15 protein-coding genes are annotated in these 17507 nt (G+C 66.4%); 5 read left to right on the forward strand and 10 right to left on the reverse strand.

Annotated features, from left to right (window positions below; all coding sequences use genetic code 11):
• Nucleotides 1-30 precede the first annotated feature (30 nt).
• Together CLG96_RS09935 and rpoZ are read right to left on the reverse strand one after the other, a co-directional pair.
• Nucleotides 31-2136 (reverse strand): RelA/SpoT family protein, encoded by a 2106-nt coding sequence (locus CLG96_RS09935; RefSeq protein ID WP_107967737.1) that lies wholly within the window; start codon nt 2134-2136, stop codon nt 31-33.
• 91 nt (nt 2137-2227) lie between these two features.
• The gene (rpoZ, locus tag CLG96_RS09940; protein WP_107967738.1) at nt 2228-2569 is read right to left on the reverse strand and encodes a DNA-directed RNA polymerase subunit omega; all 342 of its coding nucleotides are present in this window, start codon (nt 2567-2569) and stop codon (nt 2228-2230) included.
• 137 nt (nt 2570-2706) lie between these two features.
• Between rpoZ and CLG96_RS09945 the strand changes: the two genes are divergently transcribed.
• Nucleotides 2707-3894 carry a phospholipase D-like domain-containing protein gene (locus CLG96_RS09945; protein WP_107967739.1) on the forward strand — a complete coding sequence of 396 codons (1188 nt, stop codon included), beginning with the start codon at nt 2707-2709 and terminating at the stop codon, nt 3892-3894.
• A gap of 28 nt (nt 3895-3922) precedes the next feature.
• On the opposite strand, the gene CLG96_RS09950 is transcribed toward CLG96_RS09945, so the two are convergent.
• Together CLG96_RS09950 and CLG96_RS09955 are read right to left on the reverse strand one after the other, a co-directional pair.
• Nucleotides 3923-4546: a class I SAM-dependent methyltransferase gene (locus CLG96_RS09950; protein ID WP_107967740.1), complete on the reverse strand. Its 624-nt coding sequence runs from the start codon at nt 4544-4546 to the stop codon at nt 3923-3925.
• Nucleotides 4547-4798: 252 nt separating this feature from the next.
• Entirely contained in the window at nt 4799-7090 is a 2292-nt protein-coding gene (locus tag CLG96_RS09955) for a CDC48 family AAA ATPase (protein ID WP_107968064.1), read from the reverse strand.
• A 297-nt stretch (nt 7091-7387) separates the two neighbouring features.
• Between CLG96_RS09955 and CLG96_RS09960 the strand changes: the two genes are divergently transcribed.
• Nucleotides 7388-8269, forward strand: a complete 882-nt coding sequence (locus CLG96_RS09960; protein ID WP_207796658.1) for a LysR substrate-binding domain-containing protein — start codon at nt 7388-7390, stop codon at nt 8267-8269.
• A gap of 37 nt (nt 8270-8306) precedes the next feature.
• Here CLG96_RS09960 and CLG96_RS09965 read toward each other — a convergent pair whose 3' ends face one another.
• A complete protein-coding gene (locus CLG96_RS09965) occupies nt 8307-8774 on the reverse strand; it encodes a peptidylprolyl isomerase (RefSeq protein WP_107967741.1) in 468 nt (155 codons plus the stop codon).
• Between the two features lie 202 nt (nt 8775-8976).
• Here CLG96_RS09965 and mgtE point away from each other — a divergent pair, with 202 nt between their 5' ends.
• Nucleotides 8977-10383, forward strand: a complete 1407-nt coding sequence (gene mgtE, locus CLG96_RS09970) for a magnesium transporter (protein ID WP_107967742.1) — start codon at nt 8977-8979, stop codon at nt 10381-10383.
• Between the two features lie 37 nt (nt 10384-10420).
• Complete coding sequence (locus tag CLG96_RS09975; protein WP_107968068.1) at nt 10421-10825, forward strand: DUF1489 family protein; 405 nt, start codon at nt 10421-10423, stop codon at nt 10823-10825.
• A gap of 7 nt (nt 10826-10832) precedes the next feature.
• On the opposite strand, the gene CLG96_RS09980 is transcribed toward CLG96_RS09975, so the two are convergent.
• From CLG96_RS09980 to CLG96_RS10000, 5 genes are all read right to left on the reverse strand, one after another.
• A complete protein-coding gene (locus tag CLG96_RS09980) occupies nt 10833-11537 on the reverse strand; it encodes a head GIN domain-containing protein (protein ID WP_107967743.1) in 705 nt (234 codons plus the stop codon).
• A 162-nt stretch (nt 11538-11699) separates the two neighbouring features.
• Entirely contained in the window at nt 11700-12218 is a 519-nt protein-coding gene (locus CLG96_RS09985) for a CarD family transcriptional regulator (RefSeq protein WP_107967744.1), read from the reverse strand.
• 318 nt (nt 12219-12536) lie between these two features.
• Entirely contained in the window at nt 12537-12875 is a 339-nt protein-coding gene (gene fdxA / locus CLG96_RS09990) for a ferredoxin FdxA (RefSeq protein WP_107967745.1), read from the reverse strand.
• A gap of 60 nt (nt 12876-12935) precedes the next feature.
• Nucleotides 12936-13253 (reverse strand): RNA-binding S4 domain-containing protein, encoded by a 318-nt coding sequence (locus CLG96_RS09995; protein ID WP_107967746.1) that lies wholly within the window; start codon nt 13251-13253, stop codon nt 12936-12938.
• Nucleotides 13253-15772, reverse strand: coding sequence for a helicase-related protein (locus CLG96_RS10000; protein WP_107967747.1), 2520 nt, complete (start codon nt 15770-15772; stop codon nt 13253-13255). The genes CLG96_RS09995 and CLG96_RS10000 overlap by 1 nt, the downstream gene beginning before the upstream one ends.
• A gap of 193 nt (nt 15773-15965) precedes the next feature.
• On the opposite strand from CLG96_RS10000, the gene CLG96_RS10005 reads away from it, so the two are divergent.
• The gene (locus tag CLG96_RS10005) at nt 15966-17507 is read left to right on the forward strand and encodes a M23 family metallopeptidase (RefSeq protein ID WP_107967748.1); all 1542 of its coding nucleotides are present in this window, start codon (nt 15966-15968) and stop codon (nt 17505-17507) included.

Consider the following 17507-nt stretch of genomic DNA (forward strand, 5'->3'; position numbering starts at 1 on the left):
CGCGGGGATGCAAGACAGGCGGAACCTGGCCTAGAGCCGTTCCGCCTGGGCGATGGCGTCGGCGGCGCGCAACGCCGCGAGGATGCGCATCAGATGCTGCAGGTCGCGCACCTCGATCGAAAGATGGAAGGTGTGGAAGCTCGAATCGCGGTGGAACAGCGCGAGGTTGACGATATTCGCCCCGTGCGCGCCCAATATGCCCGCCATCACGCCAAGCGAGCCTGCCTCGTTCTTGACGATCACGGAAAGCCGCGCGGTGCCGCCGTCGCTGCCATCGCCCCAGGCGAGGTCCACCCAGTCCGCATCCGCCGCCTCGGACAGTTCCGGACAGTCGATCACATGCACTTCCACCGCCTCGCCCGGCCGGCGCAGGCCGACGATGCGGTCGCCCGGCAGCGGGTTGCAGCAGGCCGCCAACGTGAAGGCCACGCCCGGCGTCAGCCCCTTCATCGATATCGCCTCGCGCTGCACCGGCACGGGCTTGGCGACCCCGCCCGGCACCGCATGGATGCCCGATCCGGGCATCAGCGCGTCCATCACGGCGGCATCGGTGATCTGGCGCCGCGCGATCGCTTCCATCAGCCGGTCCTGATTGGGCATGTTGAGCCGCTTCAGCGCATGATCGATCGCGTCGGGTCCGAGCTGCGCGGGCAGGCGGCCGATAATCTCGTCATAGAATTTGCGGCCGAGCGCGATCGTCTCGCCCTGTTCCTTCTGGCGGATGAAGCGGCGTATGGCCGAACGTGCCTTGCCGGTGGCGACGAAGTTCATCCAGCCGGGCTGCGGCTGCTGCGCCTTCGAACGCAGGATCAGCACCTGATCGCCATTTTCGATCGGCGTCCGGAGCGGCACGACGCGGCCGTTGATCTTGGCGCCCACCGTCTGGTCGCCAAGATCGGTATGGAGCGCATAGGCGAAGTCCACCGGCGTCGCGCCCTTGGGAAGCTGAATCAGCTCGCCCTTCGGCGTGAAGGCGAAGATGCGATCCTGGTACATCGCCATGCGGGTATGCTCGAGCAGCTCCTCGGGGCTCTCCGCATGATCGAGAATCTCGACCAGATCCTTGATCCAGCTCGTCCGCCCCTCGGGCTGATAGGATATGCCCTGCTTATAGGCCCAGTGCGCGGCCACGCCATATTCGGCCTGGGCGTGCATCTCCTTGGTGCGGATCTGGATCTCGATGCGCATCCGCTCGCTATGGATCACCGCCGTGTGCAGCGAGCGATAGCCGTTGCGTTTGGGCGTCGAAATATAATCCTTGAACCGGCCCGGCACCATCGGCCAGCGCTGATGGATGATGCCCAGCGCGCGATAGCATTCCTCGACGCTGTTCACGATCAGGCGGAAGGCCATGATGTCGGAAAGCTGCTCGAAACTGATGTGCCGTTCGGCCATCTTGCGCCAGATCGAATAGGGATGCTTCTCGCGCCCCTCCACCTCGGCCTGGATGCCCTTCTGGCCCAGCAGCAGGCGGAAGCCCGATCCGATCCGGGCGATCTGGTCGCCGCCGCCCTGCTGAAGCTGCTCCAGCCGCTTGGTGATCGAGGCATAGGCTTCGGGTTCGAGCTGCTGGAAGGCGAGCGTCTGCATCTCCTTCATGAACTCGTACATGCCGATCCGCTCGGCGAGCGGGGCATATATGTCCATCGTCTCCTTGGCGATGCGGCGGCGCTTGGCCTCGCTCGGGATATGATGGAGCGTGCGCATATTGTGCAGCCGGTCGGCCAGCTTCACCAGCAGCACGCGGATGTCGTCCGACATCGCCAGCAGGAATTTGCGGAGATTCTCGGCGGCGCGCTCATTCTCGGTCTGCGCCTCGATCTTGGAAAGCTTGGTGACGCCGTCGACGAGCCGCGCCACGGATGACCCGAAGCTCTTCTCGATCTGCTCGGGCGTGGCGACCGTATCCTCGATCGTGTCGTGCAATATGGCGGTGACGATCGTCTCGTCGTCGAGACGCAGATCGGTCAGGATGCCGGCCACCTCGATCGGATGGCTGAAATAGGGATCGCCCGAGGCGCGCTTCTGGGAGCCATGCGCCTGCATCGAGAAGACATAGGCGCGATTGAGCAGCGCCTCGTCGGCGTCGGGGTCGTAGCTCAGGACCCTGTCAACAAGTTCATATTGTCTCAGCACCCCGCCACCATGTGGCGGCAATATGCCAAGATGCAACCTCCGAACGCGCGGATTTCAGCGATTTATCGCATCCGCGCGTCCGGGATCCGGCTTATTCGTAATCGGGGCCGATATTCTGGTTGCGCGGCGGGGCGGCGGCGGTGAGCCGCAGCGCCTCGGCCGAGGCCGAGAGCGAACCGATCTCGTCCGGCACATCCTCATCGTCGATCTGCACGCGCTGCATGCTGCCGACGAGCGCCTCGTGCAGATCGTCCGGCGTGATCGTCTCCTCCGCGATCTCGCGCAGGGCCACGACCGGATTCTTGTCGCGGTCGCGATCGAGCGTCAGCTCGGCGCCGCCGGAAATCTGCCGCGCGCGCTGCGCGGCGAACAGCACCAGGTCGAATCGGTTGGAAATCTTGTCGACGCAATCCTCGACGGTAACGCGCGCCATGTGAAACGCTCCGCTTGGCTAGCACATAAGGCTCGGGAAAGTGCTGGCGGATAACGGCGGGGGGGCCTAATGTCAATGGAAAGCGCAAGGGGGTGGACTGCGGAGCCCTCTTTGCTGCTCGCGCGTTGATCGGTGCAATGGCCACGAAGATAAGGCGGAGAGATAGGCAGGGAGCGGTATCCGATGGCGTCTTCGACGTCGCCGGGAACAGCATCACCCTGCTGGCGGAAGGGCCGGAGCGGCTGACGGCGCTGCTCGATCTGATCGCCGGCGCGCGCAGCAGCCTGCGCCTCCTTTATTATATCTATCGCGACGATGATGTCGGGCGGCAGGTGCTGCAGGCGCTGGTCGATGCGCTGGGCCGGGGCGTCTCCGTCGCGCTGATCGTGGACGGTTTCGGCAGCGATGCGACCGAGGCCTTCTTCCGGCCGCTGGAGCAGGCCGGCGCCAATATCTGCCGCTTCCTGCCCCGCTTCGGCCGGCGCTACCTGTTGCGCAACCATCAGAAGCTGGCGCTGGCGGACGAGCGGCGCGTGATCGTCGGCGGGTTCAATGTCGAGAAGGATTATTTCGGCCTGGTCTCGGACCATGCCTGGCGCGATCTGGGCCTGATCGTCGAGGGGCCGGCGGCGGCGCGGCTCGCCTCCTATTTCGACGCGCTGTCGGATTGGGTCCATCGCCCGAGGGCGCGGCTGCGCGATCTGCGCTATGTGCTCAAGGCGCATAGCGAGCGGGAAGGCGCGGTGCGCTGGCTGTTCGGCGGGCCGACGCGCTGGCTCAGTCCCTGGGCGCTCGCGGTGAAGCAGGATCTCGCCCGGGCGATGCGGCTGGACATGGTCGTCGCCTATTTCGCGCCCAATCCGGCGATGCTCAGGCGGATCGAGCGCATCGCGCGGCGGGACGGGGAGGCGCGGCTGCTGACCGCCGCGCAGTCGGACAATGGCGCCACCATCGCGGCCGCACGCCACACTTATCATCGGCTGCTGAAGCGCGGCGTCCGCATCTTCGAATATCTGCCGACCAAGCTGCACACCAAATTGTTCGTGATCGACGACAGGGTGCATGTCGGCTCGGCCAATTTCGACGTCCGCAGCCTCTATCTCAATCTCGAGCTGATGCTGTGCGTCGAGGATCCCGCCTTCGCCCGGCGGATGCGCGATTATGTGGAGGGCGAGCTGGCGCGATCGGTGGAGATCACGCGCGAAAGCCATAGGCGGGCGAGCAACCTGATCGCCCGGATCAAATGGGCGATCGCCTATTTCATCGTCGCCGTGCTCGACGGGAACATCACCCGCCGGCTCAATTTCGAGGCGGAGGGGCGCTGAGCGGCGCCCCGGTCGCTCAAACGAACTCTTAGTCCTTCCAGGCCCAGTAGAGCTGGGCGGGCGGGATGTTGATCAGCTCGAACTCATGGTCGATCCGCGGGAAATGCGGCACCAGGAAATCGCGCACCTTCGGCGAGAATTGATAGACCAGGAAGGCGCCGCCAGTCTTGAGCGCGGCTTGCGTCTCACGCGCGATGGCCGGGCCTACGCCCGGTGGCAGCGTCGAGAAGGGCAGACCGGACAGGATATAGTCCGCCGCCTCATGGCCATGTTCGGCGAGGATCGCACCCACGTCCGCCGCCGAGCCATGGACCGGCCGGAAACGCGAATCGACGATCCGCCGCCGCAGATAGTCGACGAAATCGGCATTGGTATCGATCGCGATCAGCGTCGCATCCGGCGCCATCCGGTCCAGTATCGGCTGGCAGAAGGTGCCGACGCCCGGGCCATATTCGACGAAGACCTTGGTGTTGGCCCAATCGACCCGCGAAAGCATGCGATCGATCAGCTTGCCCGAGGAGGGGATCACCGATCCGACCATCACCGGATGCTTGAGGAAACCTCGGAAGAACATTCCGAGCGGACCGATATTGGCGGCGCGGCGGCGCGCGTCCGCCGATTCCAGTGCGCGGTCCGCAGAAGATGAACTCATGTCGGCTCCCTATCGAGCTGAAAAAACGAGCCTCCCGTTCGCAAATGCGGGCGGCAAAGGCAAGCGCGCAGGCGTTCCGACGCGTTCGGGACCGCGATGGCATGTCGCATCGCCATGACGCGGCGGGTGGCCCGATCCTTCCCTTCTTCGCGCCGGGACGAACCGGATCCACGGGGGAATGAGCGGGCAGGCCGTCCGCCCGAAGGCGCGTTTCCACGCCATTTCCCCGGTGCATTTCTCATATGGCCGGGCTCAGCCCTTGGGTCCGCGCGGATTGAGCATGCCGGGCGCGATGAAGCCGATCGGCTCGATCGCGAGCGCGTCCTGCTTCAGCTTCGCCGCCATCTGCTCATATTCGCGCTCCATTTCGGGCGTCACGCTGGCGCGGGTCTCCTCCAGCGCATGCTCGAAATGCGCAGCCGTCACCTGCTTGGCCGAAAGCGACTCGCGCAGCGCGAACAGGCCGGCGCGGCGGACCAGATCCTCCAGGTCCGCGCCGGTGAACCGCTCGGTGAGCTCGGCCATCCGGTCGAGATCGACATCGCTTGCCAGCGGCATCGATTCGGTGTGGATCGCCAGGATCCGCCGCCGCCCGCCCATGTCGGGCACGGAAACATAGACCAGCTCGTCGAACCGGCCGGGCCTCAGCAGCGCCGGATCGATCAGATTGGGCCGGTTGGTCGCGCCGATCACGACCACCGACTGCAGCTCCTCCAGCCCGTCCATCTCCGCGAGGATGGTGTTCACCACCCGTTCGGTCACCTGTGGCTCGCCCATGCCGCCACCACGGGCAGGCACCAGCGAATCGAGCTCGTCGATGAAGATCACGGTCGGCGCCACCTGCCGTGCGCGGGCGAACAGCCGGGCGATCTGCTGCTCGCTCTCGCCATACCATTTGGACAGGAGGTCGCTCGATTTGGTGGCGATGAAATTGGCTTCCGCCTCGCGCGCCGCCGCCTTGGCCAGCAGCGTCTTGCCCGTGCCGGGCGGCCCGAACAGCAGGAAGCCCTTGGCCGGGCGGATGCCCAGCCGGCGGAACGCGTCCGGATCCTTCAGTGGCAGCTCGATTCCCTCGCGCAGCCGCTCGCGCGCGACGTCGAGCCCGCCCACATCGTCCCAGCGGACATTGGGCGCCTGGACCATCACCTCGCGCATCGCGGAAGGCTGGACGCGCTTGAGCGCTTCCAGAAAATCCTCGCGCGTCACCGAAAGCGTGTCGAGCACGTCGGGCGGTATGGTCTTCTCCTCCAGGTTCAGCCTGGGCATGATCCGCCGCACCGCCTCGATCGCTGCCTCGCGAGTGAGCGCGGCGAGGTCCGCGCCGACAAAGCCGTAGGTGGTCCGCGCGAGTTCCGCGAGGTCGACCTTGTCGCCGAGCGGCATGCCGCGCGTGTGAATGCCCAATATCTCGCGCCGGCCGCGCTCGTCCGGCACGCCGATCACGATCTCCCGATCGAAGCGACCCGGCCGGCGCAGCGCCTCGTCGATCGCCTCGGGGCGGTTGGTCGCCGCGATGACGACGGTATTCTGGCGCGATTCGAGCCCATCCATCAGCGTCAGGAGTTGCGCCACCAGCCGCTTTTCCGCCTCGCCGGTCACTTGCCCGCGCTTCGGCGCGATCGAATCGATCTCGTCGATGAAGATGATCGAGGGCGCGGCCTTGCCCGCCTCCTCGAATATCTCGCGCAGCCGCTTCTCGCTCTCGCCATAAGCCGATCCCATGATTTCCGGCCCGGCGATGTGGAAGAATTCGGCATGGCTCTCATTCGCGACGGCGCGGGCGAGCCGCGTCTTGCCCGTGCCGGGCGGGCCATGGAGCAGCACGCCCTTGGGCGGATCGACGCCCAGCCGCTGGAACAGTTCGGGATAGCGCAGCGGCAGCTCCACCATCTCGCGCACCTGGTCGATCGTCGATCCGAGCCCGCCTATGTCGTCATAGGTGACGTCGGCGCGACGCGCTTCCTTGGGCTCGACATATTCGGGGCGCAGCTCCACTTCGGTGTCGGCATCGATATGGACGATGCCCTTGGGCGTGGTGCTCACCACGGTCAGGCGGATTTCCTGCAGCGCATAGGCCGGCGCGTTGAGCATCTGGCGAAGCTGCGGCGGCATTTCGCCATGGTCGACGCGCTGCTGCCCGGCCGTCGCGACGATGTCGCCTGCGGTCAGCGGCCGCAATCCGAAGCTGCGCTTCAGCGCCGCGCCCGATCCCTGCAGGCGCAGATTCTGCTGTGCCGGCGCGAATATCACGCGCTGCGCGGGTTGCGAGGCGGCGCGGCGCACCTCCACGAAATCGCCCGATCCGACGCCGGCATTGGCGCGTTGCAGGCCGTCGAGCCGCAATATCTCCAACCCTTCGTCCTCGGGATAGGGCAGGACGGCGCGCGCCGGCGTGGCACGCTTGCCCACAATCTCCACGACATCGCCTTCGTTGAGGCCGAGCGCGCCCATCGTCGCGCGTGAAAGTCGGGCCAGGCCCCGTCCGGAATCATCCGGCCGGGCATTCGCTACCTGCAGCCGTCGTCCATTTTCCCCGTCCGCCATCATCGTCCTCCGCTTCGACGAAGTAGACATAAGGGGCGGTCGTCGGGTTTCGATCCCAACAAGGTATAAAAAAACGGGCCGATCCCGAAAGATCGACCCGAAGTCTTAGGAGAGGATGCCTGAAAGGCCCGATCCTTCTGGCTCTCGGGCAGTGATTGTGCAATTGCGAACGGCAATCATGCGATTGCATAATGTGCAATCTTGCGCTAAGCCTTTTGCCTGCATGGTGCTTTGGCATTATGGAATATGGGATATGTTGCGGCGCACAAAAGAAGCGCCTGCCTAGGGAGAAGCATTTTGCGTCGGCTGCCCCCGCTAACGGCCGTTGAGGCCTTTGTGCAGGTAGCGCGCCTCGGCTCGGTGAAGGCCGCTGCCGAGGAACTTGCCCTTTCGTCGCCCGCGCTCAGCCGCCGGGTCCAGGCGCTCGAACGCTTCATCGGCCGGCCGCTGTTCGAGCGGCGACATCAGGCCATGATCCTGAACAGCGAGGGGGAATTGCTGCTCGGCCGGATCGCGCCCGCGCTCGATGCGCTGGCGGTTGCGATCGATGCGACGACGGGGGAAGGCGAACATCTGCGTCTGCGCCTCAAAGTGCCTCCGCTTTTCGCCTCGCAGCGGCTGATGGGCCATATGCCCGATCTGCGCATCGCCCATCCCGAACTGCATATCGATATCGATACCGCGCCCCATGGCCTCGCCCGGTTGGGGGAGGGGATCGACGCCGCGATCGTGCTCGCTCGCGATGTCGACACCAGCCTCTATTCCCGCCGGCTGGCGCGGAGCACCGTCGCGGCGATCGGCGCGCGCTCGTTGCTGGAGGGGCGTTTTCCGGTGACGAAGCCGGAACATCTCCAGCGGATGACGATCTTCCTTCATCGCGACATGCCGGAGACGTTCGTCAACTGGAAGACGGCGATCGGCCTTCCGGATCTCGAGCCGGCGGCGGTCGATCATTTCGATTCGGGGCATCTGATGCTGGATGCCGCGGCGCAGGGGCTCGGCGTCGCCTTCCTGCTCGACGAACATATCACCGGATCGCAGGATGCGAGGCTGGTGAACCTGTTCGATTATGATGTCGACAGCAGCTACAGCTATTGGTTCGCCTGCCGCCGCACCGCCTTGTCCAACCGCGCCGTGCGCATCTTCCACGACTGGCTGTTCAGCACGCTCGCGATGTGAGGAGGGCGCCCGGCCCCGGGGCCGGGCGCCCGAGGGATCAGGCGTCCGCGGCGACCTTCGCGGAGATGATCTTGCCCGGCACGCGCGGCGGCTCGCCCTTGGGCAGCGCATCGATATGCTCCATGCCGGAGACGACCTGGCCCCACACCGTATATTGGCGGTCGAGGAATGTGGCGTCGTCGAAGCAGATGAAGAACTGGCTGTTGGCGCTGTTCGGGTTGGAGCTGCGCGCCATCGAGCAGACGCCGCGGACGTGCGGCTCGGACGAGAATTCGGCCTTGAGGTCGGGCTTCTTCGATCCGCCCATGCCGGTGCCGGTGGGATCGCCGCCCTGCGCCATGAAGCCCGCGATCACGCGATGGAAGACCACGCCGTCGTAAAAGCCTTCGCGCGCCAGCTCCTTGATGCGCGCGACATGGTTGGGCGCCAGGTCGGGCCGCAGGCGGATGACGACATCGCCGCTGTCGACGGTCAGGATCAGCGTGTTTTCGGGATCGTCGGCCATTCGAAATCTCCTCTGGTGAGCCGTCATTCCGGCGGTGGCCGGGGGTGACGAAATTCGGTGCGTAACTAGGCAGCGGCCATCGCCTCCGCCAGCCCTATCTTGTCGCTGCGATCGGGCGGCAAGGGCTGACAGGAGACAATTGGCGGCCTAAGCGGGATTTGGTTCAAAATGGCCGGATGATGTCCGGCCGGGGTGGAGGCGCATGAGCGAGATCAGGATCGATACGCCCGCCGATGCCGCCGCCGAGCCGAGCCATGACCAGGATGACCGGCTGACGCCCGAATTCGTGCGCGCGGTGATCGATCATGTCGAGCGGGGTGAGGCGGATGCGGCGCGCGCGCTGGTCGCCCCGCTGCACCCCGCCGATATTGCCGTCCTGTTCGAGCTGGCGCCCTCCGAATCGCGCCGCCCGCTTGCCGCGGCGCTGGCCGATCTGCTTGGCGGCGACGTGCTTGCCGAGATGAACGACTGGGTGCGCGAGGAGCTGATGGAGGCGCTCGCGCCCCATGAGGTCGCGGAAATCGCCACCCAGCTCGATACCGATGACGCCGTCGCGATCATCGAGGATATGGGGGAGGACGAGCAGCGCGCCGTGCTCCGCGCCATGGAGCCGGACGATCGCGCCGCGATCGAGGAGGCGCTGTCCTATCCGGAGGAATCCGCCGGCCGCCTGATGCAGCGCGACCTGATCGCGGTGCCCGAACATTGGGCCGTCGGCGACGTGCTCGACTATCTGCGTCGTAACGAGGATCTCACCACCGACTTCTGGGAAATCTTCGTCGTCGATGCCGGCCATCATCCTGTCGGCACCTGCAAGCTGAGCTGGATCCTGCGCACCCCGCGCAACATCGCCGTCAGCGACGTGATGCAGCGTGAGCAGACATTGATCCCGGTCGACATGGATCAGGAGGAAGTGGCGCTCCGCTTCCAGAAATATGGGCTGATCTCGGCGGCAGTGGTCGATCCGAACGGCCGGCTGGTCGGCATGATCACCGTCGACGACATCGTCCACATCATCCAGGAAGAGGCCGGCGAGGATATCCTCCGCCTTTCCGGTGCGGGCGACGGCGACATCAACGAGCCGGTGCTGGACAGCTATCGCAGCCGCGTGCGCTGGTTGATCGCCAATCTCGGCACGGCGCTCGTCGCCTCCACGATCATCGGCCTGTTCGAAGGGACGATCGCGCGCATGGTGGCGCTCGCCACGCTGATGCCGATCGTTGCGGGCGTGGGCGGCAATGCCGGCACGCAGACCATGGCCGTCACGGTGCGCGCGATCGCGACCAACAAGCTCACCCAGGCGAATACCGTCCGCTCCATCATGCGCGAGATCCGTATCGCGCTGCTCAATGGATCGACGATCGCCGCGGTGATCGGCTCCGGCGTTGCGCTCGTTTTCGGCAATGGCGCGCTTGGCGCGGTGATCGCGGCGGCGATGATGACGAACATCCTGGTGGCGGGGCTGGCCGGCGTGCTCGTGCCCGTGACGCTCGATCGGATGGATGTCGATCCGGCCGTCTCCTCCTCCGTCTTCGTCACGATGGTGACCGATTCGATGGGCTTTCTCGCCTTCCTCGGCCTAGCCACGCTGGCGGGGCTCGCCGGCTGATCTTGACGGGAGGCGCGCGGTGCCCAAATCGGCGGCGATGCATCCGCTCCACATCACCAAGGTGGCGGTCGGCTGTGCCGACGTCGACGCGCTGCGCGCCCGCATCGAGGGGCGCAGCGTCAATGGCGAGGCGCCCGTCCATACGCGATACAAGCCCAAGCGCGCGGACGAGCTGATCGGCGGCTCGCTCTACTGGATCATCAAGCATCGGCTGGTCGTGCGGCAGCGGATCATCGGCTTTGCCGAGGATGAGGGCGGCCATTGCATCATCCGCCTCGAATCGCGGCTCATGCCCGTCCGCGCTCGCCCCAAGCGCGCGCATCAGGGTTGGCGCTATCTGAAGGGGGAGGATGCGCCCGCCGATCTGGACGGCGGCGAGGACGATCTTTCCGTCATGCCGCCGCGCCTGATCAGCGAGCTTTCGGCGCTGGCGCTGATCTGACGCGGATCTAGCCCCCGCAGGTCACGTCGCCGGATCCGTGCTTGTTGACGGTGCAGCGTGCCTTGCCGCCGATTCTCACGTCGCCCGATCCCATGAGCGATACGGTGGCGGTGCGCGATGCGTTGAGGACGGCATCGCCGGAGCCCGCGACATTCACCTCGGCATCGGCGGCGGCAAGCTTCGCCGCATCGATATCGCCCGATCCCTGAAGCGCGAGACGGAGCTTCTGGGCGCGCCCGGCAACGCGCGCATTTCCCGATCCGGTGACGCTGACATCCAGCCTTCCGCTATTGAGCGCCCCGATGGCGACGTCGCCCGATCCGGTGAGCGAGAGATTGAAGCGGGGCGCCCTGACGCGATCGACCGTGAGATCGCCCGATCCGGTAAGTGCTGCGGCATGCAGCGCCGGCGTGGTGACATGGACCACGACCTTGCCGAGATCTCCACCGTTCAGGCCGATCCAATTGCCCCAATCGTCGCGCTTGGCGCTGACCAGCAGCGTCCTGCCACGTACTTCCACCACGAGACGATCCAGCGCCTTGTCGCTGCCTATGGCATGAGCCGAAGGAGCGGGGCCGGTGCGCACGTCCACGGTGAAAGGGCCGGTCACCTCTATTCTGTCGAAGGAGGCCGGAGCGAAGCTTCGGGTCGCGGCGGAGGCGCCGGTCGACCAGGCGGCGAGCAGGAGCACGGACAGGATGAGGGGACGCACGGGCGTTTCTCCTTGGCTGTATTATTTATATAATACGCTTGCGAAGGGCCAGCTGCAATCCCTTGGCGTGGCTCCCGATCGCTCCGTCCGCAAAGGGAAATGGGCGCAAAGAGAAAGGGCGGCCCCGGCGGGACCGCCCTTTCTGTCACCCGGATCGGGCCGTCACTTGTTGTGAATGGCCGCCGCGGCGCGGAGGATATCGAGGATCTTCTGCTGTGCGGTGGGCTCGTCGACCGCTTCCATCGCGGCAAGCTCGCGGGCGAGCCGGCTGGTCGCGGCTTCGAAGATCTGCCGTTCCGAATAGCTCTGCTCGGGCTGATCGTCGGCGCGGAAAAGATCACGGACCACTTCCGAGATGGAAACGAGATCGCCGCTGTTGATCTTCGCTTCATATTCCTGCGCGCGGCGCGACCACATGGTGCGCTTCACCTTGGGCTTGCCCTTGAGCGTGGCGAGCGCTTCGCTCATCGTCACGTTCGAGGACAGCTTGCGCATGCCGACGGCTTCAGCCTTGTTGGTCGGCACGCGGAGCGTCATCCGCTCCTTTTCGAAGCGCAGCACATAAAGCTCGAGTTTGGCCCCGGCGATTTCCTGGCTTTGCAGTTCGATCACCTTGCCTACCCCATGCTTGGGATAAACCACGTAATCGCCGACAACGAAGCTCAGCGCCTTTGCAGCCATTTATTCACACCTTTCTGCGAGAAGCCGCTGAACCCTGTCTGGTCCGCACCTAGGCAGGCGTGGCCGGACAGCGGAACCCAGCGGCCGATTCTCCGATTCCTGACGGCGGATGCGACCGGCATCCGCTTCGATGCAGGGTCATATAACAGTTTTCAGGCGCAAATGCCAGCTTTCCGGGCGCACAACATCCCGATCCTGTCATGGATGCTGCCATTTCCGTGCGAGCATGCCCAGCACGAAATCTACGGATTCGTCGAGGCGGCGGCACGGGCCACCCGAAGCGCGGCAAAAACTGTCCGCCGCCGCCTCGCGATCGGATCAGTCGCCCTGGCCGGGTTCGGGCGAGAAATGCGTGTCGAACTTGTCCTTCACATTCTTCCACTCGTCCGCATCCGCCGGCGCTTCGCGCTTGCGGGTGATGTTCGGCCACTGGTTGGCGAAGGTGTTGTTGAGCTCGATCCACTTCTCCAGCCCGTTTTCCGTGTCGGGCAGGATGGCTTCGGCCGGGCATTCCGGTTCGCAGACGCCGCAGTCGATACATTCGCTGGGATTGATGACGAGCATGTTCTCGCCTTCGTAGAAGCAGTCCACCGGACAGACTTCGACGCAATCCATATACTTGCAGCGGATGCAGGCATCAGTGACGACGTAGGTCATGGAATGAAGCTCCCAGAAGGGGATTGCGGCCCCGTTCCAAAGATTAGCGCGGGGCGCCGTCTATGGCGCACCGTCCGCTACGTCAACATCGGGACCGAGATGGGGATCGGCTTGCGCTTTCGGGAGGGGCGGCGAAAGATCGGTGTAGCAGGCCTGCGCCTCCGATGCCGGGCCGCGCCGCGACGGCAGCGCCTCGATCCGGATCACGCGGACATGGCCGTGCAAGGGAAAGCTTAGCACATTGCCGATGCGGACGGTGGCATGCGCCCGATCGATCACCCGGCCGTCGATCCGCATATGGCCGGCCTCGGCGATCTGCTGGGCAAGCGTGCGCGTCTTGGCGAGGCGCACGAACCACAAATATTTGTCGAGCCGCATCAGCGACGCAGCGCGGCCAGCGCGCCGAAGGCGTTGCCCGGCCGGGGCACGGCCGCCCGCTGCTGTGGCTTCTTGCCGCGCCATATCCAGCTACGTTCCTCCACCGCGCCCGCAGGGCGGAAGCCGAGCGCCAGCATCAATTGCGCGAAGCTGGGAGGGCGCAGGCCGAGCGAGGTGGCCAATTTGGGATCGGGCGCGAAGGCGGCCCGGCCGCTGCGCGCGTCATGGGCGATGCGCGCCAGCCGCTCGACGAGGTCGATGCGCAGCATCTGCGCGCCCAGCGCGCGATAGCCGGCGCGCTGGAAGGCGGCGAAGGCTTGCGCTTCGTCCGGCGTCGGCAGCGCGGCTGCTCCTGACGGGGGCAAGGCAGGCATGACCGCGCCTTCCTGGACGGCGGCAAGGGCAAGCCGCCAGCGTAGCGGCTCGGGCTTGAGGAGGGCGGGGCAATATAGGTCCAGCGTCCCGATCTTGATCCCCAGCCTGGCCGCGGCCTGCCGCATCGGCCGGTCGATCCCGCTGATCGCGCTTTCCAGCAGCTTGCGCTCGATCACTCCGCCGGATTCGGCGAGCGGCGCGAAGAGCGCGCGGAGCGCCGGTGGACGGTCCGGATCGCGCGCCGCCGCAGCAATCTCGACGAGTGGGCCGAGATTGCGGGCGATCCCGGCCTCGAGCCAGGCAGCCAATCGTTCCTCCACGGCGACGCGATCGGCGGCATGAAGCGCGTCCAGCGCACGATGCAACCGGATGCGGGGCGTGAGCGGCGTCCGGCCGCGTTCCAGCCGCGCAACCACGTCGCCTTGCCAGAACAGGGCCACCGGCCGATCCGCATCGGTTGCAAGCGTGAAGGCGGAATCCTCGTCCGCCGCCAGCGCTTTCGCCCGCCGCGAAAGTTCAGTGCCCAGCCGTCGTTCGGCCGCTGCCAGCAGCCGCTTCATGTCGCCATGGCGCGCGCGCGGATCGGCCTTGAAGCGGAAGCCGATCAGATGGCCGATCGGCTCGCCATCCACCGTCACCACCCCATCCTCGGCCACCTTCACCGGCAGCACATCCGATCCCTTCGCGCCGATCTCGCGCATCAGCACGGCAGTGCGGCGATCGACGAAGCGTTGGGTCAGCCGCTGGTGAAGCGCGTCGGACAGCTTCTCCTCGATCAGGCGCGTGCGTTCGGCCCAGGCGGCGGGATCGGCCAGCCAATCCGGCCGATGCGCGATATAGGCCCATGTGCGCACCGCCGCGATGCGATCGGCGAGCGTCTCCACATCGCCCTGCACCGTATCGAGCCGCGCCAGCCCGTCGGCGAACCAGGGCACCGGCAGATGGCCCGTTCCCTCGCTCAAATGACGGAACAGGCGGCCGACCAGGCGGCTGTGCGGCTCCGCGCCGGTCTTGCGGAAATCGGGCAGGCCGCAGGCGGCCCAGAGCCGGCGGACCATCCCGTTTTCCCGGGCCCGGTCGCGCACCCAATCCTCGGCGGCGAGCCGCTTGAGCACGGCGAGATCGATGGCCTGGGGTGCGGCGCGCAGCACGGGCGATTCCGGCCGGCGCTCCAGATCGGCGATCAACTGGTCGATACTGGCATGGTCCGGCTTGCCTTCCCGCCAATGAAGATGGTCGAGCGAGGGGAAGAGGTGATTTTCGATCGCCTCCACCTCCTCTTCCTCGAAGGCGGCGGCGCGCGCGCCTTCCAGCGCCAGCGTGCCGAAGCTGCCGTCGCGCTGATGCCGGCCGGCGCGGCCCGCAATCTGCGCCATTTCGGCCACCGTCAGCCGGCGCTGGCGCCGTCCGTCGAACTTGCGGAGCGATGCGAAGGCGACATGGGCAACATCCATGTTGAGGCCCATGCCGATCGCGTCGGTCGCGACGAGATAATCGACCTCGCCCGCCTGGAACATCGCCACCTGGGCGTTGCGCGTGCGCGGGCTGAGCGCGCCCATCACCACCGCCGCGCCGCCGCGCAGCCGGCGCAGCATCTCGGCCACCGCATAGACCTCCTCGGCCGAGAAGGCGACGATTGCCGAGCGTGGGGGCAGGCGCGAAAGCTTGGACGGCCCGGCATAGCTGAGCGTCGAGAAGCGCGGCCGGTTGATGATCTCCGCGTCCGGCGCGAGCGTCTTCAGCATCGGGCGGAGCGCCTCGGAGCCGAGGATCATCGTCTCCTCCCGGCCGCGGGCGCGCAGCAGCCGATCGGTGAAGACATGGCCGCGTTCCGGATCGGCGCCGAGCTGCGCCTCGTCCAGCGCGACGAAGGCGAATTCGCGATCGAGCGGCATCGATTCGGCGGTGCAGAGGAACCAGCGCGCCTTTTCCGGCAGGATCTTCTCCTCGCCCGTGATCAGCGCGACCGATTCCTTCCCCTTGATCGCAACGACGCGGTCATAGACTTCGCGCGCCAGCAGGCGCAGCGGAAAGCCGATCATGCCGCTCGAATGGCCGCACATCCGCTCGATCGCGAGATGGGTCTTCCCCGTATTGGTGGGGCCGAGCACGGCGACAAGAGGTCGGGCGGCGAAACGGGACATCTCGCCACCAAGATCGGCGCATCTGGCCGGAAACACAAGGGTTGGCGGGGTTCCGCGCCCGAGCGGCCAAAAGCCACGTTTCATCGCAGCATTTTCGCCCAAGGCACCGTATCGGTTTGACTCTGATCCGCTTTATCCACAGTCATTTGGCCTGTCGCCATCGCGCGGCCGGAAGGGACGGGGAAGACTCATATTGTATTTGCGGAACGAGCATGAGCTCGGCATCGGCGGCGGGGCCGTCGCGCTGGGCCGGGATTCGTCGCTGGCGACGGGCTCTTTTCGCGCCGTCGATCGCGCGGGCGTGCTGCGCCGCCATCTGGATCGTCTCTCGGATCTCGATCTCATCGTCGATCTCGGCGCGCGCATCGGCAGCCGCGAATGGCTGCGCGGGCTCGTCACCTTCGGCCTGCTCTGTGCGTCCGCAATCGCCTTGGCACCGGGCTTCGAGCCTTTCGCCGTGCCGGCCGAAGCACCGCTGCGCGAGGCGCAATGGCAGGAGGCGCGTGCTCAGGCGATCTCGCCGCTTGCCTATGGCGCGGACAGCGGACGCCGCATGGCTTCTACCGCCATTGTCGAGCGCCTCGCCGATACGCCCGAACGCCCTTCGATCGACGTGAACGCTACGCTCGGCCGGGGCGACGGATTCGCCCGGGTGCTCGAACGCAATGGTGTCGGCGCGAAGCAGGCGGCCGAAGCCGCTTCGCTCGTCTCCGGCGCGGTCGGTCTCGGCGAGATCAAGTCGGGCACGCGCATGAATCTCACGCTGGGCCGTCGCGCCAGCCGATCGGAATCGCGCCCGCTCGACCGGCTCGCCTTCCGTGCCAAGTTCGATCTGTCGCTCGTCGTCGAGCGGGTGGGCGGCGCGCTGCGCCTCGTCCGCATCCCCATCGCGGTCGACAATACGCCGCTGCGCATCCAGGGCCGGGTCGGCTCCAGCCTGTTCCAGTCGGCGCGCAATGCCGGCGCCCCCGCGGGGGCGGTGGAAGCCTATCTCCGCGCGCTGGGCCAGCGCATGTCGGTCCGCCGCGACGTGAAGTCAGGCGATCGTTTCGATATCATCGTCGAGCAGCGCCGTGCCGCGACGGGCGAGGTGGAGATCGGCCAGCTGCTCTTCGCCGGGCTCGATCAGGGCAGCCGCAAGACGCGCCTGCTCAAATGGACGAGCGGCGGGCGCGACCAGTGGTTCGAGGCGTCGGGCGTGGGCGAGACGCGCGGCTTGATGCGCGTGCCCGTCGTCGGCCGGCTCACCTCCAGCTTCGGCATGCGCCGCCATCCGTTGCTCGGCTATTCGCGCTTTCACAAGGGGCAGGATTATGGCGCCCCCACCGGCGCGCCGATCGTCGCCGCGACGGACGGGGTGGTCGCCTTCGCCGGCTGGCATGGCGGCCATGGCAATTTCGTGAAGCTTACCCATGCCGGCGGGCTCGCCACCGCCTATGGCCATATGAGCCGAATTGCCGCGCGCGCCGGCCAGCGCGTGTCGGCGGGGCAGGTGATCGGCTATGTCGGCTCCACCGGCCTCTCGACCGGCCCGCACCTTCATTATGAGGTGTACAAGAACGGCGTCGCGATCAATCCGGGGACGATCAAGTTCACCACCGCCGCCCAGCTTGCCGGGGCCGAGCTGCGCAAGTTCCGCGCGACGCTCGCACGGCTGATGGGTGTGCGGGTCGGCGCGGGTGCGGCGGTGCAGAGCGCCGAGGCGAAGGACGCCAAACCGGAAAAGAAGGGCTGA

The organism is Sphingomonas oleivorans (assembly GCF_003050615.1).
GTDB classification, from domain to species: domain Bacteria; phylum Pseudomonadota; class Alphaproteobacteria; order Sphingomonadales; family Sphingomonadaceae; genus Sphingomonas_H; species Sphingomonas_H oleivorans.

Bases quoted from the DNA above. Each gene is read 5' to 3' on its own strand.
- CLG96_RS09955 (WP_107968064.1), bottom strand. From the start codon at position 7,090: ATGGCGGACGGGGAAAATGGACGACGGCTGCAGGTAGCGAATGCCCGG.
- CLG96_RS09965 (WP_107967741.1), bottom strand. From the start codon at position 8,774: ATGGCCGACGATCCCGAAAACACGCTGATCCTGACCGTCGACAGCGGC.
- fdxA (WP_107967745.1), bottom strand. From the start codon at position 12,875: ATGACCTACGTCGTCACTGATGCCTGCATCCGCTGCAAGTATATGGAT.
- CLG96_RS09995 (WP_107967746.1), bottom strand. From the start codon at position 13,253: ATGCGGCTCGACAAATATTTGTGGTTCGTGCGCCTCGCCAAGACGCGC.
- CLG96_RS09945 (WP_107967739.1), top strand. From the start codon at position 2,707: ATGGCCACGAAGATAAGGCGGAGAGATAGGCAGGGAGCGGTATCCGAT.
- mgtE (WP_107967742.1), top strand. From the start codon at position 8,977: ATGAGCGAGATCAGGATCGATACGCCCGCCGATGCCGCCGCCGAGCCG.
- CLG96_RS10000 (WP_107967747.1), bottom strand. From the start codon at position 15,772: ATGTCCCGTTTCGCCGCCCGACCTCTTGTCGCCGTGCTCGGCCCCACC.
- CLG96_RS09950 (WP_107967740.1), bottom strand. From the start codon at position 4,546: ATGAGTTCATCTTCTGCGGACCGCGCACTGGAATCGGCGGACGCGCGC.
- rpoZ (WP_107967738.1), bottom strand. From the start codon at position 2,569: ATGGCGCGCGTTACCGTCGAGGATTGCGTCGACAAGATTTCCAACCGA.
- CLG96_RS09985 (WP_107967744.1), bottom strand. From the start codon at position 12,218: ATGGCTGCAAAGGCGCTGAGCTTCGTTGTCGGCGATTACGTGGTTTAT.
- CLG96_RS09975 (WP_107968068.1), top strand. From the start codon at position 10,421: ATGCATCCGCTCCACATCACCAAGGTGGCGGTCGGCTGTGCCGACGTC.